Here is a 25,686-nt window from a genome sequence, read left to right on the forward strand (position 1 = left end):
CCCCGCGTGGATCACTCGGCGTCGGGCTGTTCCGCGGCGGAGGTCTCCGGATCGTCCTCGCCGGCCACCGGGGTCACGCCTGCGTCGGTGGCATCAGCCGCGTCGGCGGTGACGGGTGCGTCGGTCGTATCAGCCGCATCGACGGTGACGGGTGCGTCGGTAGTGACGGGTGCGTCGGCGGCATCAGCCGCGTCGGTGGTGACGGCATCTCCGGCGGCATCCGACGGCGACGCCTCGTCCTGCGGCGAGTCCTCGGGACGCACGCGCTCCGACCACGGCAGCCACTCGGGCGCCAGCAGGGAGGCAGAGGAGGGCAGCAGCCCCACTTCGCAGACCGTCACGTCCTTGCTCCGCGCCACGCGGGCCACGCTCGCGTACCACTGCCATCCGCCGTAGCCGGGCACGAAGGCCTCGAACCGGTGGGTGACCAGGCGCTCTCCGTCGATCGTGGCCGACACGTGCCGGCCCACCTGGGACTCGGGGGCGATCTCCAGCACGCCCTGCCGTGCCCGCTCCACGGCGGCTTCGAGCACGGAGTCGGTCTTCGGGATGCGTCGGGCCACCCGGGGCTTGCGTGGGGCCTCGACGACGGCGGGTGCGCCGGGCTCGGCGACCACGGGCGTCTCGTCGATGTAGGTCGAGGAAGCACCGTCGACGGCGTCCAGGTTGCTCGGGATCATGATGGAAGCCTACGCGTCGAGGTCGTCGGCGACCGCCCGCAGGACCGCCGCGACCTTCGCCGCGTGCGCCTTCTCCGGGTAGCGACCCTTGCGGAGGTTGTTGGAGACACCGTCGAGGAGCTTGATGAGATCCTCCGTGATGACGGCCATGTCATCCGCGCTCTTCCGGCTGGCCTTCGCCACGGAGGGAGGCTGCTCGAGGATGCGCGCGGAGAGGGCCTGGGGGCCGCGACGCCCGTCGGCGACCCCGAACTCCAGCTTGGCGCCCACCTTGACCTCGGTCACGCCCGCGGGTAGGGCCGAGGCGTGCAGGAACACTTCCTTGCCGTCGTCCGTGGCCAGGAAACCGAATCCCTTGTCCGCGTCGAACCACTTCACTTTGCCGATGGGCACGTCGTCTACCTCTTCTTGGCTGTACCGGGCGGTGTCACCGGCGGCCCTGGCCCGGTCCACGCAGGCCGCCTGGCACCCAGGCGCGCTGCTGCCGCCGGGGAAGTCTGTGCCTCCTAGGGTATAGCGTCGCGAGCGGCACATCGCGCGGTTCTTGTAGTCTGGGACGGCTATGATCCCTGACGAATCGGCCACGAACCCCACCTCCCACGACGCCGGCGGTACAGCGGTGCCGGATGCCGCACCCGGGGCCCCGTCACGCGGCCGCTTCCTGGTCATGGTCCTCGCGGTCGCCTTCGCCGGCGTCGGGCTCGTCTCCCTGGCGGCCATCCTCACAACGGCCTTCCTGCAGGGGACCGTATGGCCCGGTTTCGTCCTGGCCAGCTACTTCTGCCTGCCGATCGCCTTCCTCCTGATGGTCTCGCTGCTCATCGGGTCCGTCCTCTCCCGCCGGAACTCCTGAGCCCACCCCGGCGGCGGGCACTGCACGCCGCACCGCGGGTGTCGCCGCGCACGTCATGGCGCAGCGGCTCACGGACCCGTGTCGGCGGCGCCGGGTAATCTTGAGGTGATGTCCGCAATCCGAGCACTGGCCGATCAGCTGGCCCTCCGGAGCGATGACGACGTACGCCGCCTCCTCACCGTTCGGCCCGACCTCATCCTTCCGCCGGTGCCGGACTTCGCCGCGCTCGCGGCCCGGGCGTCCTCCCGCACGAGCCTGCAGCGGGCCCTCGACAACGTCACGCGCCCCCAGCTCCAGGTCCTCGAGGCCCTCGTGGTCCTCACCGAGGACGACGCCGGCGCGGTACCGCCGGCGCGCCTCGCCGCCGCCCTGTCGCAGGGGAGCACCGACGCGGTCGAGGAGATCCTCGCCGACCTCGCCCGGCGCGCCCTCGTCGTCGGGTCCGCGGCGGAGGGCTTCCTGCCCGTCGGAGCGATGGCCGACGCCGTGGCCCCCTACCCGGCAGGCCTCGGCCGCTCCTTCAAGACCCTCGCCCGTTCCATCCCGCGTTTCGGTCCCGCGCTCGTCCGCGCCGCCGCGGTCCTCGCCCCGGACCCCGGGAACGAGGCGCTGACGTCGGCCGCCGCGGCACGGGTGCTGGACCGGGTGACCGCGGATCCGGACGCCTGGGACCGGCTCATGGCCGACGCCCCCGAGGGCGCGCCGACCCTGCTCGCACGCCTCCGCGACACCCCGGTCGGTTCGACGGCGACCGGAGGCGACGGCGGCGCCTCGCCCGCCGTGCAGTGGCTCCTGGACCGCTGCCTGCTGGCACCGCTGGACGCCCTGCACGTCGAGCTTCCCCGCGGCGTCGGACGGGCGGTCCGTGGCCACGCCGTCTTCGCCTCCCTCGAGCTGGAGCCCCCGCTCGCCGCTGCGCGGACCACGCGCGCCACGCTGCGCGACAACGCGGCGTTCGGCGCGATCGCCGAGACCCTTCGGCAGGTGGGGTCCCTGCTCGCCGTCGTCGCCGGCTCCCCCGTCTCCACCCTCCGCTCCGGCGGCGTGGGCGTGCGCGAGCTGCGGCGCGTCCGCGAAGCGGTGCAGTGCAGCGACGGCGACGCCGCATGGCTGCTCGAGCTCGCGGCCGCCGTCGGGCTCCTCGTGCTCGATCCGGACGACTCCCGCTGGAAGGCCCCCCGGCCGGACGCCTGGGAGTCGCTGGACCGGGACGCCCAGTGGCAGCTGCTCGTCGAGGGGTGGCTCGCCGTCGACCGGGCCCCGGCGCTCGTCGGATCGAAGCTGCCGGACGGCACGTCCGTCAACGCCCTCGCCGCGGAGGCGTCCCGGCCCGACGCACCGATGGTGCGCCGGCGGCTCCTCTCCGTCGCCCTCGACCTGTCGGATGCCCCCGCGGACGCGGACGGAGCGGCAGGCGTCGGAGCTCGCGGGACCGTCCCCGTCCTGACCGACCAGGCCGTCGTCGGCCTCGCCACCTGGCACCAGCCGCGCCTGCACCGGCGCTTCTCCCGACTGATCCCCGGCATGATGGCCGAGGCCGCCGCGCTCGGGCTGACCGGAGGCGGAGCCCTGGCGGAGGCCGGTCGGCTCGTCGCGCAGGGACGCTTCGAGGATGCCACCCTCGGTGTACGGGACGCCCTGCCTGCCCCTGTCTCCCACGTGGTGCTGCAGGCCGATCTCACCGCCGTCGCGCCCGGGTACCTGCAGCCCGAGGTCGCACGCGGCCTCCTGCGCATGTCCACGCCCGAGGGCCAGGGGCCCGCCACGACCTACCGCTTCTCCGCCGACTCCATCCGCACGGCCCTCGATGCCGGGGAGGACGCGCCCTCCATCCTCGCCTTCCTCAGCACGCACTCGGCCACGGAGATCCCGCAGGCCCTGACGTATCTCGTCGAGGACACCGCGTCCCGCTACGGCGGCCTCCGTGTCGGCCGGGCCGGCAGCTACCTGCGCACGGACGACGACGCCGTCGCCGCCACCGTCCTGGCGGACCCGCGCGCCGCGGTGCTGGGCATCGTGCAGATCGCTCCGACCGTCCTGGTGTCCCCCGCCTCCGCCCAGGAGCTGGCGGGCCTGCTCCGCGACCTCGGTTTCGCCCCGGCGTCGGACGCCATGACCGCCGTCGCACCCGCGCCCGCCGGGACAGCCGATGCGACCGCGCCCGGAGGTGTGGCGCCGGACAGGCTCCGGTCACGGCTCAACCCGTGGTCGGTCGCCGAGGAGGAGATCACGGCGCAGCTGGTCACCCTCCGCACTCCCCGCCCGGGCCCCGCCGATCCGGCGGGGGCAGCCGACAGCGAGACGCTCCTGGGGCTGGAGACGCTGCGCGCGGCCATCCGGTCGCGCAGCAGGATCCGCCTCGGCACTGCGGACAGCGAGGGGAATCACGTGCGCCAGGTCCTTGTTCCCCTCTCGGTGTCGGGAGGCCGCCTGCGGGTGTTCGATCCCGAGAACCAGGTGGAGAAAGTCGTGTCCGTACACCGCGTCATGGACGTGGAGATCCTCGAAGGGAGCGCCGCCGATGGTTGACGGACCGCTGATCGTCCAGAGCGACAAGACCATCCTGCTCGAGGTGGACCACGAGCAGGCCACCGAGGCGCGCCACGCGATCGCCGCGTTCGCGGAACTCGAGCGCGCCCCCGAGCACGTGCACAGCTACCGCCTCACGCCGCTCGGGCTCTGGAACGCGCGTGCCGCCGGCCTCGACGCCGAGCGCGTCCTCGACACCCTCCTGAAGTACTCCCGCTTCCCGGTGCCGCACGCCCTCCTGATCGACATCGAGGACACCATGTCCCGGTACGGGCGCCTCCGGCTCGAGAAGGACCCGCAGCACGGCCTCGTGCTGCGCACCACGGACTACCCCGTGCTCGAGGAGGTCCTGCACGCGAAGAAGATCCAGCCCCTCCTCGGACCCAGGATCGACGGCGAGACCGTCGTGGTGCACTCCTCCCAGCGCGGCCAGCTCAAGCAGCTGCTGCTCAAGCTCGGATGGCCGGCCGAGGACTTCGCCGGCTACGTGGACGGGACGCCGCACCCCATCGTGCTCGACGAGGACGGCTGGACGCTGCGCCCGTACCAGAAGCTCGCGGTCGAGAACTTCTGGTCGGGCGGCTCGGGCGTCGTCGTCCTGCCGTGCGGCGCGGGGAAGACCCTCGTGGGTGCCGCCGCCATGGCCACGAGCCAGACCACCACGCTGATCCTCGTCACCAACACGGTGTCCGCGCGGCAGTGGAAGGACGAGCTGCTCAAGCGGACGTCCCTGACGGAGGACGAGATCGGGGAGTACTCCGGCGCGGTGAAGCAGGTCCGGCCCGTCACCATCGCGACGTACCAGGTCCTCACGATGAAGCGCGGCGGCCTGTACCCGCACCTCGAGCTGCTCGACGCCAACGACTGGGGCCTGATCGTGTACGACGAGGTGCACCTCCTCCCGGCACCCATCTTCAAGATGACGGCGGACCTCCAGGCCCGCCGCCGGCTCGGGCTCACCGCGACGCTCGTCCGCGAGGACGGCCGCGAGGGCGAGGTCTTCTCGCTCATCGGACCGAAGCGCTACGACGCCCCCTGGAAGGACATCGAGGCACAGGGGTACATCGCCCCCGCGGACTGCGTGGAGGTGCGCGTCGACCTGCCGCGGGACGAGCGGGTCGCGTACGCGATGGCCGACGACGGCGACAAGTACCGCCTGTGCGCGACGTCGGACACCAAGTCCGACGTGGTGGAGAAGCTCGTGGCGGCGCACCGGGGTGAGCAGCTGCTCGTCATCGGCCAGTACATCGACCAGCTCGACGACCTCGCGGCGCGCCTCGACGCCCCCGTCATCAAGGGCGAGACCCCCGTGAAGGAGCGGCAGCGGCTCTTCGACGCCTTCCGGGCCGGGGAGATCACCGTGCTCGTGGTGTCGAAGGTCGCCAACTTCTCGATCGACCTCCCGGAGGCGTCCGTCGCGATCCAGGTCTCCGGCTCGTTCGGGTCACGCCAGGAGGAGGCCCAGCGCCTCGGCCGGCTGCTGCGGCCCAAGACGGACGGCCGGGCGGCCCGGTTCTACACCGTCGTGGCGCGGGACACGCTCGACCAGGACTTCGCGGCGAAACGCCAGCGCTTCCTGGCGGAGCAGGGCTACGCGTACCGCATCCTCGACGCCACCGCCATCGCGGACAACGAGCCCAGGGACTGAGGAGCCTCCTTACAGGAATGGTCCAGCCAATTCACAGGCATCGCGAGGATACTGGGAGGGTGAAAAAAACAGGCCCTGAAGCGAAACTACTGGTCGTCGACGACGAACCGAACATCCGCGAACTCCTGTCGACGTCGCTGCGCTTCGCCGGTTTCGACGTCGTCGCCGCCGCCAACGGCCGGGACGCCCTCGCCGCCGCCGAGACGCACAATCCCGATCTCGCCGTCCTCGACGTCATGCTTCCCGACATGGACGGCTTCACCGTTACCCGGCGCCTCCGTGCCGCGGGCCGGCACTTCCCCGTCGTCTTCCTGACGGCCCGGGACGACACGGACGACAAGGTCACGGGCCTCACGGTCGGCGGCGACGACTACGTGACGAAGCCGTTCAGCCTCGACGAGGTCGTCGCGCGCATCCGCGCCGTCCTGCGCCGCACGCACCCGCTCGAGGACGACGACGCCGTGATCCGCGTGGCCGACCTGGAACTGGACGACGACGCACACGAGGTCCGGCGCAACGGGGAGACCATCGACCTCTCCCCCACCGAGTTCAAGCTCCTGCGCTACCTCATGATGAACCCGAACCGCGTGCTGTCCAAGGCGCAGATCCTGGACCACGTCTGGGAGTACGACTTCAACGGCGACGCGTCGATCGTGGAGTCCTACATCTCCTACCTGCGGCGGAAGATCGACAGGAACCCCGACGCCGTCGCCCTGATCCAGACCAAGCGGGGCGTGGGATATCTCCTGCGCACCGCTGACAAGCGGTAGCACCGGCGATTTGGTCAAGCGTTGGAACGCGGCGTCGCTCCGCTCGCAGCTCGTGGCGATCATCATGCTCCTGATGATCGTCACCGTGGGCATCACCGGCCTCGCCACCGTCTCGCTGCTGCGTGACGGACTGGTGGACCGCGTGGACCAGGACCTGTGGAACAACGCCAGGACCGTCGCGAACGACATCTACTCCACCGAGCCCCAGGCGGACGGCGCCGTGCTGAGGTACTACGCGGCCCTGCTGGACAGCGACGGCGGCGTGGTGGTGGCCAACCAGTCCGACGACGCCGTCGACGTGCCCGATCTCGGGGACATGACGCAGGAACGCATCATCGATCTCGATGGCTCGGGTTTCGACGTGCCCAGCACCGACGCCGACAGCCAGGGGTGGCGCGTGCGGATCTTCCGCTTCGCGAACACCGACGGCTACCTCGCGATCGCCTCCCGCCTGAACACGGTGAACGAATCGGTGCAGGAGGCGAAGGAGATCATCTTCACCTCGGGCCTCGTCACCACAGCCCTGGCCTCCCTCATCGCCTTCGTGACGGTGACGCGGCAGTTCGCGCCGCTCGCCCGCGTGGAGCGGACGGCGGCAGCGATCGCGACCGGCGACCTCTCCCGCCGCGTCGCCGTCGAACGCCCTGCCTCCGAGATCGGGCGGCTCTCCCGGTCCCTCAACGCGATGCTCGCGCACATCGAGCGGGCATTCGCCGCCCGCACCGCGTCGGAGACCAAGATGCGGCGGTTCGTCGCCGACGCGTCCCACGAGTTGAGGACGCCGCTCGTCACCATCCGCGGCTACTCGGAGCTGTACCGGCACGGGGCCCTGCAGAAGGACGAGGACGTCGCCGCCGCGATGGGCCGGATCGAGAGCGAGGCGATCCGCATGGGCCAGCTGGTCGAGGACCTGCTGACGCTCGCGCGGATCGACGAGCAGCGCCGCCCCGACGTGAAGCCCGTGGACCTCACGGTGCTCGGCCATGACGCCGCCTTCGACGCGAGGGCCACCGCCCCGGACCGCACCATCTCCGTCGTCGGGCTCGACGGCGGCAGCCCCCGCTCCGCACCCACCCGGGGGGACGAGGCGCGGCTTCGCCAGGTGGTCGCGAACCTGATGACCAACGCACTGCGGTACACGCCCGCCGGTTCACCCATCGAGATCGCCGTCGGCGTGGCCCCCGTGCTGCACGGCCACAGCGATTCCGTCCTGGAGGTGCGCGACCACGGCCCCGGGATCTCCGAGGAGGACGCCGCGAAGGTTTTCGAGCGCTTCTACCGGGCGGACACCTCGCGTCATCGCGAGACCGGGGGCACGGGACTCGGCCTGGCGATCGTCGCCGCACTGGTGGCCCAGCACGACGGCTCGGTCAGGCTCGAGGAGACGCCGGGCGGCGGTGCGACCCTGTCGATCCGGCTTCCGCACGTCCCGCTGGACGGGGAGGCCACCGAGGAGGGAGCCCCGGAGCAGGACGGCGTGTCCGACAGGGCGGTGACGGACGTGCCCGGCGAGCCGGACTCCGATCATCACCCGGCCTTCTCGAACGGCATCACTCCTCCACAGCCCCCGCCGACGAAGCCTGTTGTCCACAAACGCCGCGACGCCCGCTGATCGTCCCCGCCCGTGCCCTAGCGTCGACGACGTCAAGGAAGCGCGAGCACGGGAACAAGGGAGCACAGCATGGCATTCTTCAACGTCGACACCGACAGCCTGGCGGTCAAGAGCGGCCAGGTTCAGGGCACCATCGGGAGGCTGCAGGCGGAGGTGAACTCCATGCAGGCCGGGCTGCGTGAACTGGAGGGCCTCTGGACGGGGCAGGCGGCCACCAATTTCCAGCAGCTCATCCTGCAGTGGCGGGCCACGCAGCAGCAGGTCGAGGAGTCGCTGACCGGCATCAACACGGCCCTGAACGTCGCCACGCAGCAGTACGCCGATGCCGAGCAGAGCAATGCGCGGATGTTCATGAGCTGACCGGGACAGGCCGGGCGGCCGGCGACGCCCGCTGATCGTTCCCGCCCGTGCCCCCGTCCGGGCCCCGCACACGAAAGGGCGGCACCCCCTGTCCGGGAGTGCCGCCCTCTGGTCGTGCTGCGCGCGGGTGGCGCGCAGGCGGTGGGGACTAGAAGCCGCCCATGCCGCCCATGCCGCCCATGTCGTCGCCGCCGCCGGCAGGAGCTGCCTTTTCCGGCTTGTCGGCCACGACGGCCTCGGTGGTGAGGAACAGGCCTGCGATCGACGCTGCGTTCTGCAGGGCCGAGCGGGTGACCTTCACGGGGTCGTTGACCCCGGCGGCGAGGAGGTCCTCGTACACGCCGGTGGCCGCGTTCAGGCCGTGGCCGGCCGGCAGGCCGCGGACCTTGTCGACGACGACGCCGGGCTCGAGGCCGGCGTTGAAGGCGATCTGCTTCAGCGGTGCGTCGATGGCGACGCGGACGATGTTCGCGCCCGTCGCCTCGTCACCCGTGAGCTTGAGGTTGGCGAACGCCTTGGCGCCGGCCTGGATGAGGGCCACGCCACCACCGGCGACGATGCCTTCCTCGACGGCGGCCTTCGCGTTGCGGACGGCGTCCTCGATGCGGTGCTTGCGCTCCTTGAGCTCGACCTCCGTTGCGGCGCCGGCCTTGATGACTGCAACGCCGCCGGCCAGCTTGGCCAGGCGCTCCTGCAGCTTCTCGCGGTCGTAGTCGGAGTCGGAGTTGTCGATCTCGGCGCGGATCTGGGCCACGCGTCCGGCGATGGCGTCGGCGTCGCCGGCACCTTCGACGATGGTGGTCTCGTCCTTGGTCACGACGACCTTGCGGGCAGTGCCGAGCAGGTCGAGGGTGGCGGTCTCGAGCTTGAGGCCGACCTCCTCGGCGATGACCTGGCCACCGGTGAGGATGGCGATGTCGGCGAGCTGCGCCTTGCGGCGGTCTCCGAAGCCCGGGGCCTTGACGGCGACGGACTTGAAGGTGCCACGGATCTTGTTGACCACGAGGGTCGCGAGGGCTTCACCCTCGATGTCCTCGGCGATGATGAGCAGCGGCTTGCCCGACTGCATGACCTTCTCGAGGACGGCGACGAGATCCTTCACGTTGCTGATCTTCGAGTTCACGATCAGGATGTAGGGATCCTCGAGGACCGTCTCCTGGCGCTCTGCGTCGGTGACGAAGTAGCCCGAGATGTAGCCCTTGTCGAAGCGCATTCCCTCGGTGAGCTCGAGCTCCAGCCCGAAGGTGTTGGACTCCTCGACGGTGATGACGCCTTCCTTGCCCACCTTGTCGAGTGCTTCGGCGATCAGGGCGCCGATCTCGTTGTCACCGGCGGAGATGGACGCGGTGGCAGCGATCTGCTCCTTGGTCTCGATCTCCTTGGCGGAGGCGAGCAGTTCCTCGGTGACGGCCTGCACGGCCTTCTCGATGCCGCGCTTGAGGCTCAGGGGGTCGGCGCCGGCCGCGACGTTGCGCAGGCCTTCCTTGACCAGGGCCTGGGCGAGCACGGTGGCGGTGGTGGTGCCGTCGCCTGCGACGTCGTCGGTCTTCTTGGCGACCTCCTTGACGAGCTCGGCACCGATCTTCTCGAACGGATCGTCGAGCTCGATCTCCTTGGCGATGGACACGCCGTCGTTCGTGATGGTGGGGGCACCCCACTTCTTCTCGAGCACGACGTTGCGGCCACGGGGGCCGAGGGTCACCTTGACGGCGTCAGCGAGGATGTTGAGGCCCCGCTCGAGGCCGCGGCGGGCCTCTTCATCAAAAGAAATGATCTTGGCCATACGGCTTAGGTCCTTTCGGGACGGTTGCATTTCAGCATGTGAATGCTTGCCTGCGTGTGGTGCCCGCGACGGCCGGGCGGCGCCGGAACGATCTCTTTCACGCTCCTGCACCACCCCCACCACAGAGGTTTGCCTGCTTCACGCGCCACGCACAGTCTTAGCAGTCTGCGCGCGCGAGTGCTAACTCAATAATTAGCACTCCCACCCTATGAGTGCAACCCGCCCGGGCCCCTCGGTACGGGTCGCCGCGCCCTCCCGCCGACCTCGTCCCGGTGCCATGGCGCGGGGACTCGCGAGGGCATAGGTTGGGCGGACCATCAGTCAAGGAGGCACAGTGTCGACGTCAGCAAGCGGTCCGGACCACGAAGAGTCCGGGGAGCACGGTACGGCGAGCGGAGCTGCCGACGCAGCCCGCCCCGGACGACCGATCGGCGGGAACCGCCCGTCCCCGGAGCCGTACGCACCAGGGGATGACGCCCCCGGCGACACCGCCGGAGACCCCTACGGGGACCAACCCCACCAGCAGGGCCCGCATCAGCAACCGCCGTACCAGCAGGATCCCTACCAGCAGGGCCCCTACCAGCAGCCGTCGCCCTACCAGCAGCGGCCCCCGTACCCGCAGTCCGGCCCGGGCCAGACCCCCTATGCCCAGACCCCGTACGGCCAGAGCGGCTACAACCAGGGCGCTTACAGCCAGGGCCCGTACAACCCAAACCCGTACGGCCAGCCGTATGCTCCGCAGAAGTCCAGGGTCATCGCCGGCGTCCTGGGCATCCTCCTCGGCTCCCTGGGTATCCACCGGTTCTACCTCGGCTTCACCACGATCGGCATCATCCAGCTCCTCATGTCGACGGTGGGCGCCGCGCTCACGTTCGGACTGAGCGCCATCGCTGCGGGCATCTGGGGGCTCATCGAGGGCATTATGATCCTCGTCGGGTCCGAGCAGTTCCGCCGGGACGCCCGCGGCATCCCGCTCAAGGACTGACCCACCGGCGGGCGGGGCTCCCGACGGTCCCACCCGCCGCGCCACATCCCGGCGTCACACACGGTCCGGGCTTCGGCGGACGCGGATCAACCGCGGCGTCCCACGGGGGCGGGGCCCAGCAGGCCCCACCTCCTACTGGAACTCCGGCCCGAGGACCACGGAGATGGCCGGCGACACGTCAGCGCTCTCGACGAGGTCGGTGATGCCGAGATCCTCGGCCACGGCTTCCGCGTCGGCCCGCTGATCCTCGCCGTTGTAGAAGACGACGGACGCGTCTACGGGAACTCCCGCCCAGTTCCCGGGAAGGGCCGAGGTCCATCCGGCTGCCGCCAGGCGGCCGGCCGCCACCGACGCCAGCCCCGGCGCACCCGTGCCGTTGAGCACGTTGACGGTCTGGGCCCGGTCCGCGGGGTCGGCCTCGTCGGAGGCGGAGGCCGACGCGCCGTCGGTCGCCGTGCCGCCCGGCTCGCTGGTCGCGCCGGGGGACGCGCTGCCCGAAGGCTCCGCCGTCGCCGCTCCGCCTCCCGTCGCGGAGGCCTCGGGGCTCGACGACGACGACGACATGCCGCCGTCGTTCCCGCCCGGGAAGCCGAGGCGGGGAAGAAGGAAGAACGAGCCCAGGCCGATCAGCAGCGCCAGCACGCCCACCGCGAGCTTGGGTCCGAGGCCGGTCGACCGTGCGGGGATCAGCCGCTCGCGGTGGACGCCCTGGCGCGCTGACGCTGCCGGGACGCGGTCGAATTCGTCCCGCGGGTGATCGGTCATGGGTGTGCGTGGTCCTTCGCTCGTCGAGACTGGCAGGACGTGCTAGATGTCCGCGCCGAGCCGGCGGGCCGAGCGTGCCTTCTGACGGGTGGACCTGAGGCGCCTCAGCCTCTTGACGAGCATCGGGTCGTGGGCGAGGGCCGCTTCGGTGTCGATGAGGGCGTTGAGCGCCTGGTAGTAATGGGTGGCGGACATGCTGAACAGGTCACGGATGGCCTGCTCCTTGGCACCGGAGTACTTCCACCACTCGCGTTCGAGGGCGAGCATCCGCTGCTCGCGGTCGCCCAGGGCCAGCCGGTCGTCCGTCCCGGACGTCGCGTCATCCGAATGCCGCTGTAGCTCGGCCATCTCCCCTGTCGCCTTCCGTCAGCGGGCATAACTGTCGTCCCATGATAGTGGGGAATGACAGCACTGTCATTCGGACGGCACCGCATGGCCGACCGGGCGAGAATGGGGTCATGACTTCCGCCGACCCCACACTGTTCGACCTGCCGAATGCGCCCAGGAGCGACGCGACCGGCGCCGCGGGACCTCGTGCGGCCGGACAGCCGACCCCCGACACCTCGGCCTTCCCCTTCGCCGCCCCGGCCCGCATCGAGGACCTGGTTCCCGCTGACTGGGCGGCCGCGCTCGAACCGGTGGAGCCTGTCCTTCACCGGCTCGCGGTGTCCCTGGCGGAGGACCTCGACGGCGGACGCCGGGTCCTGCCCGATCCGTCCCGGATCCTGCGGGCCTTCACCACCCCGATGGACAGCGTACGCGTGGTCATCGTGGGGCAGGACCCCTACCCGACGGTCGGGCACGCCGTCGGGCTCAGCTTCGCCGTCGATCCGCGGACCCGGCCGATCCCCCGAAGCCTCGCGAACATCTACCGCGAGCTGGCGTCCGACACGGGTGCGGAGCCGCCCGCATCGGGCGACCTGTCCGGCTGGGCCGAGCAGGGTGTCCTCCTGCTCAACCGCGTGCTGACGGTCCGTGCAGGCGAAGCGGCGTCGCACCGGGGATGGGGGTGGGAAGACGTGACCGATGCCGCCATCCGCGCGCTCGTGGCGCGGGGCGGCCCGCTCGTGGCCATCCTGTGGGGCAAGGACGCGCTCCGCCTCAAGCCGCTGCTCGGACCGACACCGACGGTCGAATCGGTGCACCCCAGCCCGCTCTCCGCCTCCCGCGGGTTCTTCGGTTCCCGGCCCTTCTCCCGGGCCAACGACCTCCTGGCCGCACAGGGCGCCGACCCCGTCGACTGGACGCGCACGGCAGGCCGTACCGACTGACGCCCCTCCCGGGCCCGTGTCCGCACCCCGTCTCCGCAGGACGTCCGCCACCTGTCCGGCGGGAGGGCGTCGCCGTGCCGGCGAATCGATGCCTCCGCCTACCGCCGTCGGTTCCGCTGCCGCTCGTCGGAGCTGAGCTTCCGCGTGAAGGGTCGAGCCAGGTTGTCTCCGAGGACCACGCCCGCCGCGATCGCCAGCACGACCGTCAGGGCGTTGAACAGGCCGAGCGCGCCGTCGGACACGATCTCCGACTCGATCGTGAGCATGTACATCGAGCGGAAGATGGACAGCCCGGGGTAGAGGAACAGCACGGCGGGAACCGCGACGACGAGCTGGGGGGCGCCGAGCCGGAGGGACACGACACGCGAGAGCCCGCCGATCAGGATGGCCGCGAGGGCCGGCGCCAACCGGTACCCGACGCCCGCTGCGACGGCGCTGATCATGAGCAGATACCCGGCGACGGCGACGAGCGAGGTGGGGATCACGAGCTTCACGTCGGTCTGCTCGGCGATGCAGATCATGGCCACGGCGATGAACACGAGCACCGCGACCAGGGGCCACGGGTACTGGCTGCCGGCGGATTCGAAGACGTCGAGTTCGGGGATCCCGATCGCCGAGCCGGCGACGAGGGCGACGGCGATACCCGCCACGAGCGCCGCGAAGACGAGGATCGCGGAGAGGTACCGGCCCGCGGCCGTGACCGGGAACCCGTTGATGGCGTCCTGCGTGGCCGAGACGAGCCGGCCGGTCGGCAGGAGCAGCAGGATGCCGCCCACCACCACCAGTGCCGGGGCGATGGGCACCTCGAGCCACCAGAACAGCATCGCGATCAGGGTGACGAGCGCGGACGAGGTGGCGACGGAGAAGAACTCCGGGACGCGCCACTCCCCCAGCTTGCGGCTGACCAGGTCCACGAGGATGCAACTGATGAACCCCACGAGCGAGCCGAGCAGGGTCCCGCCGACGAAGGCCACGATGGCGGCCGAGAAGATGCCGAACGCGGCGGTCACCATCCAGCGCGGGAAAGGCTTCGGCCGGTGGGTGATCTCGTCGAGCCGCTGCGCCGCCTCGGTCCGCGAGACCCCGCCGTCGGCGATGTCGGAGACGAGCCGGTGGATGGCCGTGAGGCCCGCGTAGTTGTTCGTCCAGGAGCGGACCACCCGCAGCACCGTCGTCGGCGTCTGGTCCTTCGCGGAGTAGTTGATGATCACGGACTGGTTGGTGATGTCCACCTCGATGTGGTCGAGGCCGAAGGCGGCCGTGACCGCGATGATGCTCGTTTCCACCTCGAGGGCTCCCGCGCCGTACCGGAACATGGTCTCGGCGAGGTTGAGGGCGAAGTCCAAGGCCTTGCGCGCTCCGGCGTCGGGACCGCCGACCTGGATCATCGGGTTCGCGTAGGGGCTGCCGGCCAGTCGCTCCACGATGCTCATGGCCTGGGTGGGCGGCGCTTCGCCCTGGACGAGGCGGCGGAGCACGTTCCGGGCTGCGGCGTTGGACCGGCTCGACGACGGCACGCTCCGCGGCGTGGTGGGCAACGCGTCGGTGGGCCGCGTGACAGGCTGCCGCTGGCGGGACGGCCGGGGGATCTTCGGTTCCGACGCCGGACGCTTGGGCGGAGCCCCTGCCCTGCTGCCCTTCCTGCCGGCACCCCCCTTGCCCGCCGCCAGCTGACGCTTCTCGTCGTCGGACGGGTCGAAGGGCCGCCGGATGACCGGGAGCGCTTCCGCCATGGGTGATGGGTCAGGGGGCAGGAGCCCATCGGCCGGGGTCGAACCGTCTGTCACAGCGGCCTTTCATGCATCGATCACCGTGCCCTCTGCGGGCTCTTCCTCAGTAGAACGGCTGGTGCGTGCGCCGCCAGTAGATCTGGCGCGCCACACGCTCCGCGATCGTGTTCCAGACACGATACTTCCAGCCGCTGACCACGAGGTCGTAGCAGCCGGCGAAATCCGTCACCGTCTTGGTGAAACTCGTCTTGAACAGTCCCAGGCCGTGGAACGGGTGGTCCGTGTCCTTCAGCCGGTCGCCGGGCGGCGTGCCGCAGAAGTCGTATTCGACGATCCCGAACTCGTCCTTGAGGTCGGTGATGGCCCGCCACTGCACCAGATGGGAGTCCCCGTACTGGCGCCTCCCCGGGCGTGAACCGCCGTCCTTGTAGGTGCCCTTGGTGCCGTAGTTGACCACGAAGGCGCCGACCGAGGGCTGTCCGTCCTCGTACACGAAGTAGAAACGGCCCTGCCCGGCGTCCACGAAGTTCTGCCAGAAGCGGCTGTAGTACTCGAACGAGCGCATGCGTGCCGCCGAGCGGTCCTCGATGTGCGTCATGAGCGAGTACATGGCCCTGAAGGTCTCCTGCGTCGGCTCCATGCGCCGGACCTCCACGCCCTCGCGGATGGCCCTGCGCACTGCGTTGCGGCCGCGCGAGTGCAGGTTCCGTAGCAGCTGGTTCGCGTCCGGCGTGGTGTCCAGGATGGCTGTGCTGTCGTTGGGCTGCAGGTTGAAGGTCTTGACGAGCCCCGCCGACTGGAACGCCTCCCGCACCTCCGGCCCGTCCACGAGGTCCGGTTCCACCTTGATCGCGAAGACGTTGTGCCCCTCCCTGCGGGCGAGGTCGGCGACGGCGCGCGCCGCGGCGGGCACATGGGCGGCGTCGGTGACCGTGGGGCCCTTGATCAGGTACCACAGGGCCCCGATGACGGGGACCTTCTTCTCGAGGAGGAGGGTGTGGGTCGTGTACCCGGGGCCTTCGAGGACCACGAAGCGCGGCCGCCACCCGTGGTGCGACTTCACCTCCGCGAACGCGGCGGAGGAGAGCATGTTGCCCCCGCCCGGGTTCGCCATCACGAGGGAATCCCAGTCCCGCTGCTCCGTCCCGGTGGCGAAACGAGCGCTGAAATCGACCAAGATTCCTCATTCACTGGTGGTGGCAACAGAAGGACGCCCACAAGTCTAGCGGCTGCACACTACGCCTCCGCGTCGCAGCGCCGTACTTGTTGCCTTGGGAACCGGGTTTCCTGTACTCGTCCCATCCGGGTGGCTAGCATCGGCGATATGGACTTCAGATACCTCGGCAACAGCGGCTTCAAGATCTCGGAAATCACCTACGGCAACTGGCTCACCCACGGATCGCAGGTGGAGAACGACGTCGCCACCAGTGCGTGCGTGCGGCGCTCGACGTCGGCATCACCACCTTCGACACTGCGGACGTCTACGCGAACACCGCGGCGGAGACGGTCCTCGGCGAAGCACTCAAGGGCGAGCGGCGCCAGTCGCTCGAGATCTTCACGAAGGTCTGGGGCCCCACCGGGCCCAAGGGACACAACGACGTCGGGCTGTCCCGCAAGCACATCATGGAGTCGATCGACGGGTCGCTGCAGCGCCTGCAGACCGACTACGTCGACCTCTACCAGGCGCATCGGTACGACTACGAGACGCCCCTCGAGGAGACGATGCAGGCCTTCGCCGACATCGTGCGCCAGGGCAAGGCCCTGTACATCGGGGTCAGCGAGTGGACGGCCCAGCAGATCCGCGACGGCCACGCCCTCGCGAAGGACCTCGGCTTCCAGCTCATCTCCAACCAGCCCCAGTACTCGATGCTGTGGCGTGTCATCGAGGGCGACGTCATCCCCACGTCCGAGGAGCTCGGGCTGTCGCAGATCGTCTGGTCGCCCGTCGCGCAGGGCGTGCTGACCGGCAAGTACACGCCGGGCGCCCAGCCGGGGCAGGGCACCCGCGCCTCGGACGACAAGGGCGGCGCCGACATGATCAAGCGCTGGATGAGCGACGAGGTGCTCACGGGCGTGCAGAAGCTCGCCCCGATCGCAGACGGAGTGGGCCTCACGATGGCGCAGCTGGCCATCGCGTGGGTGCTGCAGAACAGGAACGTGGCCTCGGCGATCATCGGCGCCTCCCGGCCCGAGCAGGTGGAGTCGAACGCCGCCGCCGCCGGCGTGAAGCTCGAGGACGACGTCCTGAAGGCGATCGACGACGCCATCGGCGACCTCGCCGAGACGGACGTCGCGAAGACCGTCTCGCCCGAGACGCGGCCCGTCTGATGGTGGCTGCGACCGGCCCCCTCACCGTCGCGGTCACGGGGTCCAACGGGAAGCTGGGGCGGAGTGTGGTCCGCGGCCTGCGCGAGGCAGGGCACACCGTCCTCGAGCTCGACCAGCACGGCGAGCGCACCCCGACGTTCCTGCGCATCGACCTGCGGGACTACGGCCAGGTGGTCGATGCCCTCCTCGGTGTGGACGACCGGCACTCCGGCGTCGACGCCGTCGTGCACCTCGGTGCCATCCCGGCCCCGGGCCTGCAGGCGGACGTGGCGACGTTCCACAACAACATGGCCGCGACCTACAACGTCTTCCAGGCCTGCCGGCGGGCGGGCATCAAGCGGGTCGTGTACGCGTCCAGCGAGACCGTCCTCGGGCTACCGTTCGACACCCCGCCCCCGTACATCCCGGTGGACGAGGAGTACCCGGCCCGGCCCGAGAGCACCTACTCGCTCGTCAAGCACCTCGAGGAGCAGCTGGCGATCGAGCTGACGCGCTGGGATCCCCAGCTGAGCATCACGGCGCTGCGCTTCTCGAACGTCATGGACCCGGAGGACTACGCCGGGTTCCCGTCCTTCGATGCGGATGCGACCGCCCGGAAGTGGAACCTGTGGGGGTACATCGACGGGCGGGACGGGGCCCAGGCCGTGGCGAAGGCCCTCGAGAACGCGGCGCCGGGCTTCGACCGCTTCATCATCGCGGCCGCCGACACCGTGATGAGCCGCGGCAGCGCGGACCTGGCGGCCGAGGTGTTCCCCGGGGTGGAGCTGACGCGCGCGGTGGGCGAACACGAGACGCTGCTCTCGATCGACAAGGCCCGCCGGGTGCTGGGGTACGAGCCCCGGCACAGCTGGCGCGACCACGTCTAGGGCGATATCCGGGCAGGTCCCGACGGTCCGGGCAGCGGTGCGGACTGTCGTCCGGACCAGTTCATCAGTAGGCTGATGATTGAAGATGCGCAGCACCGACGAAAGGCAGAGAAGATGACCGAGAACCTTCCCGATGAGGAACTGACCATCGTTGACGAGGAGCCCGAGGTGCCGAACGACGCGCTGGCCCCGGAGGCCTTCGACCCGGTCCTCGACGGCCGGCCGGACAGCTACGAGGGCGCAGCGGAGGACAATCCGGACCGCTGGCAGGAGGATCCGCTGCTGCAAGACGAGCCCGGGGTGACCGCGGCCGTCGCCGATGAGAACGGTGTCGCCGTGGTCGGCGAGGAAGGCGTCCTCAGCGACCAGACCCTGCGCGCGGAGACGGCCGAGGCCCGGTACGAGCACGGCGACGAGCAGTACCCGCCGGAGGAGCCGATGCTCGGCGAGGCCGCGGCCGACGTCGACTTCGGCATGATGGAGGACGACGAGGTCGATGCGAGCGACGATCCCGCCAACCGCGGCGGTTCGCCGCTGAGCGCGATCGACGAGCAGGACATCGAGTAGCGCCCACCGCGTGATGCAGTACGAGGCCCCGGGGCATTCCCCCGGGGCCTCTTCGTACCCGTGATGCACCACACATCCGGAATACGCCCTGTCGCGCCCCGGTTGCCGCCAGTAGACATCGACCGGAAAGTAGGACCTCGTGAAACTGTTCTCCCCCCTCACGCTCGGCACGCTCGAACTCCCCAACCGCGTGGTCATGGCGCCGCTCACCCGGGTCCGCTCGGGTGACGCCGGCGTCCCGGGCGACATCGTCGTCGAGCACTACCGGCAGCGCGCCTCCCTCGGCCTGATCGTCAGCGAGGGCACCTACCCCAGCCACGCCGGCCAGGGTTTCCCGGGCCAGCCCGGGCTGGTCGAGGACGACCAGCTCGCGGGCTGGAAGCGCGTCACCGACGCCGTCCACGCGGACGGCGGGCGGATCGTCGCCCAGGTCATGCACGCAGGCCGGGTGACCCACCCCGACACGAACGGCGGGTACGAGGTCGTGGCCCCCAGCGCCATCGCGATCGACGGCGTCACGCGGACCAGCACCGGCAAGCAGCCCTACCCGGTGCCGCACGCCCTCAGCACCGAGGAGCTCCCGGGCATCATCGAGGAGTTCGTCACCGCGTCACGGAAGGCCATCGACGTCGCAGGGTTCGACGGCGTCGAACTGCACGGCGCCAACGGCTACCTGCTGCACGAGTTCCTCTCCCCCGAGTCGAACCAGCGCGAGGACGCCTACGGCGGATCACCCGAGAAGCGTGCGCAGTTCCTGATCGAACTCGTCACGGCCGTCGTGGCCGAGGTCGGCGCGGAGAAGGTGGGCCTGCGCATCTCCCCCGCGCACAACATCCAGGACGCACTCGAGACGGAGGCTGCCGACGTCCACGCGACCTACGGCACGCTGGTCGACGCCCTCGCCCCGCTGAAGCTCGCGTACCTGAGCGTCCTGCACGCCGACCCCACGGGAGAGCTGGTCCAGGATCTGCGCACGCGCTTCGGCGGACCCGTCCTGATCAACAGCGGATTCGGCGTGATCACCAATCGCGACGAGGCCATCGCCATCCTCGAGGACGGGGTGGGGGACGCCGTCGTCGTCGGCCGTCCCGCCATCGCGAACCCCGACCTCGCCCGCCGCTGGCGGGAAAACCTGCCGGAGAACGAGCCGAATCCCGCCACGTTCTACTCGACGGGCGCCGAGGGGTACACGGACTACCCGTTCTACGACGGTTCGGTGAGCGCCAACTAGACCACGGGCCGGCACCGACCGGCTCCGCACGGCGCACCCGAAGGGCGCCCCCGTCATTCGACGGGGGCGCCCTCCGCGCTTTCCGGGCGGCGCTCGGGCCGCGGGATGCGTTCCAGCCGAGCGCGGAGACCCGACCAGCGGAGGGCGGCCCACCCGAGGAGGAGGGCCGCCGCCAGGTGCGTGTGGAGCATCAGCATGACCTCCGGGGAGTGCCCCGGTGCGGCGGCCGACCCGACGGGCACGGCGCCGTCGTGGTGGACCGCCGGGTCGGGGGCGGATGTCACGGCCCCGTCCGCCAGCCCCCCGAGGAGCCAGTGGAGCACCTGCTGCCCGGCGCCGAGCAGCAGCAGCACACACCATCCGGGCACCCGTGCGCGTCCGGCGAGGGTGGCCGCCAGGACGGCGAAGATCGCGAGAGCACCCAGGATCGGCAGGGCCGGGAGCGAGCCGCCGGACAGGGTATGGACCACCGCCCCGAGCCCGACCGCCAGCAGGCCCACGGCGGCAGGGAGCGCGCTCACCCGGGGGCGGTCGACGGACGGCGGGGCGGCGTCCAGGGCTTCCATCCCCTGATCGTAAGCATGCTGATGACCGTGCGTCACGCGGAACCTCACCGGGACCCCCTGGGCCCCGGATCCGTAGACTGACGCCATGGGAGCTTCTGTTCCCTCGAATCGAGAGGATGAGCGCATGCCAGAGACCTCAGGCGACGACGACCGTATCCACAGCGAGGCCCCGGCTGAGGGCGACACCGCCGCCGACCCCGCGGATATCCGGGTGCACGCCGAAGAACCCGCCGAAGGCGCGGACCGCGAGGACCAGGTCAGCGACGACACGTGATCCGATCCGCATCCGGACGGTGAGCCGCCACTGACTGCTTCCACGCGCGTACCGCACGTGCGCGAGAACCCGCTCCGTGGACGTGCTCTCCTGTAGGTGCGGCTCTGTGCGGTCTCGCTGATGTCAGCGGACCGGCATCAGCGGACCAGTGTCAGCGGACGCCCTCGACGACCTCACCGAAGGGGACCTCCTGCGACAGTTCGGCCTGCCGGTCCACGGCCTGATCACTGACGAGGATGCCGTACTTGCCTTCGGCGACGGACTGCTTCATCACCATCAGCACGGTCTCGGCGAAACCCTCATCCTGGGCTTCGAGGAAGGTGATGTAGGCGGGCGGGAAGTTCTCTGGAACGGTGAGCATGACCTCACGCTACCTGCCGCCACCTGCGCCTGCCGAGCGTTTTCTCGCCCCCGCGAGATCGACCATCGCGTCGGTCGATCGGGGAGGGCCGAGCCTCCCGAGGCGGCTAGCGCCGGCGCCTCGCCGCTGCGTGCCGACCCAGCTCGGCGATCGCGGCTGCGGCGACGACCACGGAGAGTGCAACGGCGGCCAGCATCACGTACAGCACTACGAGGGTGGTCATCGGCGACGAGGCGCTGTGCAGGATCCGCAGACCGCCGAACAGGCCGACGGCCCAGAAGACGCCCACCCCTGCGAGCGCGTAGGCCGCGCGCCTGTGCCCACGATCGAGACCCATACTCCGGGCGCACTGCTTGAGGAGGCCCTGCCATTGATTCATAGCTCAACTATGGGGTGGCAACCGCAAATCACGGCCAGCCGTCGCTATTGTGTCCCTCACACCGGCGGGCCGGTGATCCATGGGCTGCATCCGGAGGCAGGCTCGGTGCCCGGCCGTGCGGCGGAGCCGGGCATGATCCGCCCGCGCCTTCGGGGCGCCGACCCTGCCACTCCACGGGTTGCTCGCGCGCCCTGCCCGGCAGGAGCGGGCCGGGCCCCACGGACCCACGACATACGGGCTCGTCCCGGCCGTCGTCGCCGTCCGCGTCACGGTGATCGACACCATCCGCTACCGAGGAGCAGCAGACGCAGGAAAAAGACCCGCCCGGGTGGCCGACTCCCTTCCGGGTGTCGGGCAGGGCCGGTCAGCGACCCCCGCGCTGATCGTCGTCCCGTGTGACGTCCGGGTCGATCGTGTCGGCCTCCTGATGATGATGCGTCACTTCCTCACGCAGCCCCTGCGCGTCGGCGTGCCGCTCCTGGGCCTGCTGGCGGAGCCTCTCGGCTTCCACCTCGGCCTGCTGGGCTTCCGCTTCCGCCATCGATGCCTTGGCCTCGCGCTCGCGCGCTTCGAGTTCGGTGGCGTTCGCCTGCTCGCGCATCTCGGCCGCGCGGTGCCGGTCCTGGTCCTCCCGGTGTCGGCGCTGGGTCGCTCCGCGCTTGCGGACGAGGATCGCCACGACGGCGATGACGGCAAGGACGACGATGATCCCGACGACGATCCACACCACTTGATTCGTATCCACAGCTGACTCCTTCGATCGTTGGCGACGGCGGCCCGGGGACGTTCCTAGCCCTCGAAGCCGCCCAGTCCGGGGATCTTGCCCAGCAGGTCCTTCGGATTGATGCCGAACCTGGCGAGGAGGTCGGAATGCTGCTCCGGGTCCACCTGGTCGGGGAGCTGGGACTGCGCCTGCTCGGCGTCGTCGTTCCTGCCCTGGCTCTTCAGCAGATCGATGATCTGCGCCCTGTCGATCTCCATGGCTGCCTCCTGATGGGTCGGACACCGATTAGTAAGCGTGCTTAGGGGATCATGGCACAACGCCTCCCAGTTGTCACGGGTCCCGGGACACACCGGAGAATGGCTGGATGCCCCTCCTCCTGACGGTCCTCGCCGACACCCACCTGCCCAAGCGGGCGCGACAGCTGCCCGGTGAGGTGTGGGACGCGATCGAGGCGTCCGACGTCGTCGTCCACGCCGGCGACTGGACCGAGACGCCACTCCTGGACGAGCTCGAGGCCCGGGCCCGCCGCCTCATCGCCTGCTACGGGAACAACGACGGCGGGGACCTCAGGGCACGCCTGCCCCTGGTCGCCCGTGCCGAGCTCGACGGCGTCCGTCTCGCCGTCGTCCATGAGACGGGCCAGAAGCAGGGGCGGGAGGCCCGCATGGCAGCGCTCTACCCCGACGTCGACGTCCTGGTGTTCGGGCACAGCCATATCCCCTGGGACACGAGGGCTGCAACAGGGCTCCGCCTGCTCAACCCGGGCTCCCCCACGGACCGCCGGCGCCAGCCGCACTGCACCTTCATGACCGCGACCATCGACGCAGGGCACCTGGGCGTCGCCCTGTGCCGCCTGCCGCCGCGCTGATCCCGGGGCGCTCCGGCATCCCGTCCGATCGCGCAACGGTCCGCTGCGGAAGCCCCGGATTGGTAGTGTGACCACCAGAAGTCAGTAGCCTGTCGAGATCCTGGAGCCCCGTGAGCAAGCGCCTGTACCCGCTCGTGCCCGCCACCGCGGTCATGCTGTGCGGCCTCACCCTCGGGGCGCTGCCCGCTGCGGCCGCGGAGGTATGCCCCGGCGTCGGCGCCGCGGGATGCGAGGCTCCCGGGACCCAGGCCCCCGGGAGCCCGGGCAGGGTCACCCCCTCGACACCGGCGACGACCTCCCCTGCCCCACCGACCTCGTCGCCGTCGCCGTCGTCGTCGTCCGAGCCGACGACGCCGCAGGACCCCCTCCCGACAACCCCACCGGTGGTCACCGATCCCCCGGTCGAGCCCGCCGAGCCGACGACGCCACCACCGACGACCCCGGATCCGACGCCGGAACCGATCGCGCCAGCACCGGTCCCCGTCCCGCTACCGGCGCAGCCGGTGGTTCCCGTGGCCCCCCTGCCTCCGGCGCCCGAGGTGCTGCCGCCGCCTCCGATCGTCGAGGAGGTGCCGGCGGAGGAGACGCCGTCAGCCGAGCCCACCCGGAGTTCCACACCCTCCCCGTCCCCTTCCGCGACACCCTCCACGCCCACGGCCTCCGCGTCGGCGAGCGCCGACGAGGCCGTGGCGATCGACCGGACGGAAGCGCGGAGGCAGCCGAACATGCCCTTCCTCGCGGTACTCTCGGTCATCATCATGGGTTGCCTCGTGGGACTCGTGAAGGTCCTGGGGCCGCTCGTCCCACGGCGGTCGCACTAGGCCCGCGGCGCCTGTTCCTTTCCCCCGCCGGCCCCGCTAGGCTGTAGGCCCGGAGGCTCGAGGAGCCACCGGAGAGCACGAGGAGGTGGAGTCATGAAGAAGGTCCTTGCCGTTGCGCTGTGCGCCGACAACAACCCCATGAACCCCGCCTCCCCGACCTCGGCGCCCTAGCCGCGCCCCGCGGGAGGCCTCCTCCGGAGGAACCGCGTTGAACACTCTCCTGCAGTACGGCTTCACCGACCGCATCGGCGCCCTCTTCTCCTTCCACTATCCGTCCGGCGTGCATCCGGCCAGGGTCGTCCGCACGGACCGCGGGCGGGTGATGGTCGCTACACGGCGCGGCATCCTGCACCTCGACAGCCCGGACGCGTTCGTCACCGGGGACTGGGTGGGGCTGGAGGGCGATGGCGACGCCCACGCCATCACCGGGCACCTTCCGCGCTGGTCCCTGCTCCAGCGCAAACGGGCCCATGATCCGCTGTCCGAGCCCCAGGTCCTCGCCGCGAACATCGACCTCCTCGGCGTCGTTGTGCCCCTGGACCGGCCGCTCTCGACCAACAGGCTCGAGCGCACCCTCGTCGCTGCCTGGGACTCCGGCGCGGTGCCCGTCGTCATCCTGACCAAGGCCGATCTCAGCTCGCGCTTCGACGGCGTGGTCGCCGAGACGGTCGAACGTGCCCGTGGGGTGGAGGTGCTGACGACGTCGGCAGAGGCCGGTGACGGCCTCGAGCAACTGCGCGGGCGGATCGGCGCCGGGCAGACCCTGGCGATGCTGGGCCCCTCGGGTGCCGGCAAGTCGAGCCTGATCAACGCCCTCACCGGCGGCGTCCGGCAGGACACCGGCGAGGTCCGCGCGAGCGACGGACGCGGGCGGCATACGACCACGGCGCGGGAACTCGTGCCGCTCGGGGACGGTGCCGTCCTGATGGACACGCCGGGGCTGCGCGGCTTCGCCCTCTGGGACGCGGAGGAGGGGCTGTCCCAGGTGTTCGGCGACATCGAGGAGCTCTTCGCCTCATGCCGGTTCCACGACTGCGCGCACGAGACCGAACCCGGGTGCGCGGTGCAGTCCGCCATCGCCGCCGGGGACCTGGAGGAACGACGCTGGCTGAGCTACCGGAAGATGGACCGCGAGCTCGCGAGCCTCCACCGGCGGCAGAACGTCGCGGAGCAGCGTCGTCAGGGGAAGGCGTTTCGTCGGACGGTCCGGGATGCAGTCCTGGCGAAGGACTACCGGAACCGTTTCCGGGAAGGGTGACGGGCACCTCGACGACGACGACGGCGGGGAGGCGGCCGGCGGAGGCTCCCTTCCTGCCCGACTCCATCGGTCTCGGCCCGGGCCTGCTGGGCGTGAACCCCGTCGGCCACCGCCACAGCGCCCACTCCCTCCTCTGGATCGTCGCCTTCATCACCGTCGCCTGGGTGGCCGGCCTCTGGACGATGGAGACCGAGCCGTTCGGAACCATCTATCCGAGCGCCGGGCTGCTCACCGTCCTGCTGGCGGCCTTCGCCGCCAAGGACCTGAAGATCATCCCGGACGGCCTGGAGAAGTCCCCGTGGCCGTCGGCCTCGCCGCGGGTGCGTGCGTCACCGCCTTCGCCCCTGAGGAGCAGTTCCGGTTCCCGTTGGCCATGGATATCGGCGTGATCGTTCACATCATCGACGACACAACGAGCACCGGCGGCTGCGACCTCTTCTACCCGTCCACCATCAAG

At 70.6% G+C, this 25,686-nt stretch carries 28 protein-coding genes and 1 pseudogene; 17 read left to right on the plus strand and 12 right to left on the minus strand.

What is annotated here, in order from left to right:
• Positions 1-11: 11 nt before the first annotated feature.
• Entirely contained in the window at positions 12-680 is a 669-nt protein-coding gene (locus RY94_RS10025; RefSeq protein ID WP_052274219.1) for a DUF3027 domain-containing protein, read from the minus strand.
• Positions 681-689: 9 nt separating this feature from the next.
• Positions 690-1,073: a cold-shock protein gene (locus tag RY94_RS10030; RefSeq protein ID WP_043444522.1), complete on the minus strand. Its 384-nt coding sequence runs from the start codon at positions 1,071-1,073 to the stop codon at positions 690-692.
• A 169-nt stretch (positions 1,074-1,242) separates the two neighbouring features.
• Here RY94_RS10030 and RY94_RS10035 point away from each other — a divergent pair, with 169 nt between their 5' ends.
• The 6 genes from RY94_RS10035 to RY94_RS10060 all read left to right on the plus strand — a co-directional run bounded on the left by RY94_RS10035 (position 1,243) and on the right by RY94_RS10060 (position 8,452).
• On the plus strand, positions 1,243-1,533 hold the full coding sequence (locus tag RY94_RS10035; RefSeq protein ID WP_043444524.1) for a hypothetical protein: 291 nt from the start codon (positions 1,243-1,245) through the stop codon (positions 1,531-1,533).
• A 108-nt stretch (positions 1,534-1,641) separates the two neighbouring features.
• Complete coding sequence (locus tag RY94_RS10040; RefSeq protein ID WP_043444526.1) at positions 1,642-4,062, plus strand: helicase-associated domain-containing protein; 2,421 nt, start codon at positions 1,642-1,644, stop codon at positions 4,060-4,062.
• Complete coding sequence (locus RY94_RS10045) at positions 4,055-5,710, plus strand: DNA repair helicase XPB (RefSeq protein ID WP_043444528.1); 1,656 nt, start codon at positions 4,055-4,057, stop codon at positions 5,708-5,710. Before RY94_RS10040 ends, RY94_RS10045 begins: the two co-directional genes overlap by 8 nt.
• 59 nt (positions 5,711-5,769) lie before the next feature.
• Positions 5,770-6,480, plus strand: a complete 711-nt coding sequence (locus tag RY94_RS10050; RefSeq protein WP_043444530.1) for a response regulator transcription factor — start codon at positions 5,770-5,772, stop codon at positions 6,478-6,480.
• A 10-nt stretch (positions 6,481-6,490) separates the two neighbouring features.
• On the plus strand, positions 6,491-8,092 hold the full coding sequence (locus RY94_RS10055; protein ID WP_331375568.1) for a sensor histidine kinase: 1,602 nt from the start codon (positions 6,491-6,493) through the stop codon (positions 8,090-8,092).
• Between the two features lie 69 nt (positions 8,093-8,161).
• Entirely contained in the window at positions 8,162-8,452 is a 291-nt protein-coding gene (locus tag RY94_RS10060; protein ID WP_043444532.1) for a WXG100 family type VII secretion target, read from the plus strand.
• A gap of 148 nt (positions 8,453-8,600) precedes the next feature.
• On the opposite strand, the gene groL is transcribed toward RY94_RS10060, so the two are convergent.
• A complete protein-coding gene (gene groL, locus RY94_RS10065) occupies positions 8,601-10,235 on the minus strand; it encodes a chaperonin GroEL (RefSeq protein WP_043444535.1) in 1,635 nt (544 codons plus the stop codon).
• A 334-nt stretch (positions 10,236-10,569) separates the two neighbouring features.
• On the opposite strand from groL, the gene RY94_RS18395 reads away from it, so the two are divergent.
• Positions 10,570-11,220, plus strand: coding sequence for a TM2 domain-containing protein (locus RY94_RS18395; protein WP_052274220.1), 651 nt, complete (start codon positions 10,570-10,572; stop codon positions 11,218-11,220).
• Positions 11,221-11,352: 132 nt separating this feature from the next.
• Here the strand turns inward: RY94_RS18395 and RY94_RS10075 are convergent, their stop codons facing one another.
• A complete protein-coding gene (locus RY94_RS10075; protein WP_043444536.1) occupies positions 11,353-11,985 on the minus strand; it encodes a LytR C-terminal domain-containing protein in 633 nt (210 codons plus the stop codon).
• Positions 11,986-12,027: 42 nt separating this feature from the next.
• A complete protein-coding gene (locus RY94_RS10080; protein WP_043444538.1) occupies positions 12,028-12,333 on the minus strand; it encodes a DUF3263 domain-containing protein in 306 nt (101 codons plus the stop codon).
• Positions 12,334-12,443: 110 nt separating this feature from the next.
• On the opposite strand from RY94_RS10080, the gene RY94_RS10085 reads away from it, so the two are divergent.
• Positions 12,444-13,256, plus strand: a complete 813-nt coding sequence (locus RY94_RS10085; protein WP_082046236.1) for a uracil-DNA glycosylase — start codon at positions 12,444-12,446, stop codon at positions 13,254-13,256.
• Positions 13,257-13,354: 98 nt separating this feature from the next.
• On the opposite strand, the gene RY94_RS10090 is transcribed toward RY94_RS10085, so the two are convergent.
• Both RY94_RS10090 and RY94_RS10095 read right to left on the minus strand, forming a co-directional pair.
• A complete protein-coding gene (locus tag RY94_RS10090; protein WP_082046237.1) occupies positions 13,355-14,989 on the minus strand; it encodes a threonine/serine ThrE exporter family protein in 1,635 nt (544 codons plus the stop codon).
• A 100-nt stretch (positions 14,990-15,089) separates the two neighbouring features.
• The gene (locus RY94_RS10095) at positions 15,090-16,163 is read right to left on the minus strand and encodes a lipid II:glycine glycyltransferase FemX (protein WP_043444540.1); all 1,074 of its coding nucleotides are present in this window, start codon (positions 16,161-16,163) and stop codon (positions 15,090-15,092) included.
• A gap of 147 nt (positions 16,164-16,310) precedes the next feature.
• Between RY94_RS10095 and RY94_RS10100 the strand changes: the two are divergent.
• The 4 genes and pseudogenes from RY94_RS10100 (at position 16,311) to RY94_RS10115 (ending at position 19,978) form a co-directional block, all read left to right on the plus strand.
• Positions 16,311-17,314, plus strand: a pseudogene (locus RY94_RS10100) (aldo/keto reductase family protein).
• Entirely contained in the window at positions 17,314-18,180 is an 867-nt protein-coding gene (locus RY94_RS10105; RefSeq protein WP_043444543.1) for an NAD-dependent epimerase/dehydratase family protein, read from the plus strand. The pseudogene RY94_RS10100 and the gene RY94_RS10105 overlap by 1 nt, the downstream one beginning before the upstream one ends.
• A 114-nt stretch (positions 18,181-18,294) precedes the next feature.
• Entirely contained in the window at positions 18,295-18,747 is a 453-nt protein-coding gene (locus tag RY94_RS10110; protein ID WP_043444544.1) for a hypothetical protein, read from the plus strand.
• 139 nt (positions 18,748-18,886) lie between these two features.
• Positions 18,887-19,978 (plus strand): alkene reductase, encoded by a 1,092-nt coding sequence (locus tag RY94_RS10115; protein ID WP_043444546.1) that lies wholly within the window; start codon positions 18,887-18,889, stop codon positions 19,976-19,978.
• 53 nt (positions 19,979-20,031) lie between these two features.
• On the opposite strand, the gene RY94_RS16860 is transcribed toward RY94_RS10115, so the two are convergent.
• Positions 20,032-20,544: a hypothetical protein gene (locus RY94_RS16860; RefSeq protein ID WP_052274221.1), complete on the minus strand. Its 513-nt coding sequence runs from the start codon at positions 20,542-20,544 to the stop codon at positions 20,032-20,034.
• A gap of 124 nt (positions 20,545-20,668) precedes the next feature.
• On the opposite strand from RY94_RS16860, the gene RY94_RS18155 reads away from it, so the two are divergent.
• A complete protein-coding gene (locus RY94_RS18155) occupies positions 20,669-20,818 on the plus strand; it encodes a hypothetical protein (protein WP_197060645.1) in 150 nt (49 codons plus the stop codon).
• 151 nt (positions 20,819-20,969) lie between these two features.
• Here RY94_RS18155 and RY94_RS10125 read toward each other — a convergent pair whose 3' ends face one another.
• The 4 genes from RY94_RS10125 to RY94_RS10140 all read right to left on the minus strand — a co-directional run bounded on the left by RY94_RS10125 (position 20,970) and on the right by RY94_RS10140 (position 22,539).
• Positions 20,970-21,179, minus strand: a complete 210-nt coding sequence (locus RY94_RS10125) for a hypothetical protein (protein ID WP_043444548.1) — start codon at positions 21,177-21,179, stop codon at positions 20,970-20,972.
• Between the two features lie 106 nt (positions 21,180-21,285).
• Positions 21,286-21,558, minus strand: a complete 273-nt coding sequence (locus RY94_RS10130; RefSeq protein ID WP_156135120.1) for a hypothetical protein — start codon at positions 21,556-21,558, stop codon at positions 21,286-21,288.
• Between the two features lie 364 nt (positions 21,559-21,922).
• Positions 21,923-22,303, minus strand: coding sequence for a hypothetical protein (locus RY94_RS10135; protein ID WP_156135121.1), 381 nt, complete (start codon positions 22,301-22,303; stop codon positions 21,923-21,925).
• A gap of 44 nt (positions 22,304-22,347) precedes the next feature.
• Positions 22,348-22,539 (minus strand): hypothetical protein, encoded by a 192-nt coding sequence (locus RY94_RS10140; RefSeq protein WP_043444552.1) that lies wholly within the window; start codon positions 22,537-22,539, stop codon positions 22,348-22,350.
• Between the two features lie 107 nt (positions 22,540-22,646).
• Here RY94_RS10140 and RY94_RS10145 point away from each other — a divergent pair, with 107 nt between their 5' ends.
• The 4 genes from RY94_RS10145 (at position 22,647) to RY94_RS16865 (ending at position 25,618) form a co-directional block, all read left to right on the plus strand.
• Positions 22,647-23,150, plus strand: coding sequence for a metallophosphoesterase family protein (locus tag RY94_RS10145; RefSeq protein ID WP_043444554.1), 504 nt, complete (start codon positions 22,647-22,649; stop codon positions 23,148-23,150).
• Positions 23,151-23,260: 110 nt separating this feature from the next.
• Positions 23,261-23,971, plus strand: a complete 711-nt coding sequence (locus RY94_RS10150) for a hypothetical protein (protein ID WP_043444555.1) — start codon at positions 23,261-23,263, stop codon at positions 23,969-23,971.
• Positions 23,972-24,179: 208 nt separating this feature from the next.
• Positions 24,180-25,229, plus strand: a complete 1,050-nt coding sequence (rsgA, locus tag RY94_RS10155) for a ribosome small subunit-dependent GTPase A (RefSeq protein ID WP_043444556.1) — start codon at positions 24,180-24,182, stop codon at positions 25,227-25,229.
• Positions 25,226-25,618, plus strand: coding sequence for a hypothetical protein (locus RY94_RS16865; protein ID WP_052274223.1), 393 nt, complete (start codon positions 25,226-25,228; stop codon positions 25,616-25,618). Before rsgA ends, RY94_RS16865 begins: the two co-directional genes overlap by 4 nt.
• The last annotated feature ends 68 nt before the right edge of the window (positions 25,619-25,686 follow it).

Source organism: Arthrobacter sp. L77 (assembly GCF_000816565.1).
Lineage (GTDB): Bacteria > Actinomycetota > Actinomycetes > Actinomycetales > Micrococcaceae > Arthrobacter_D > Arthrobacter_D antioxidans.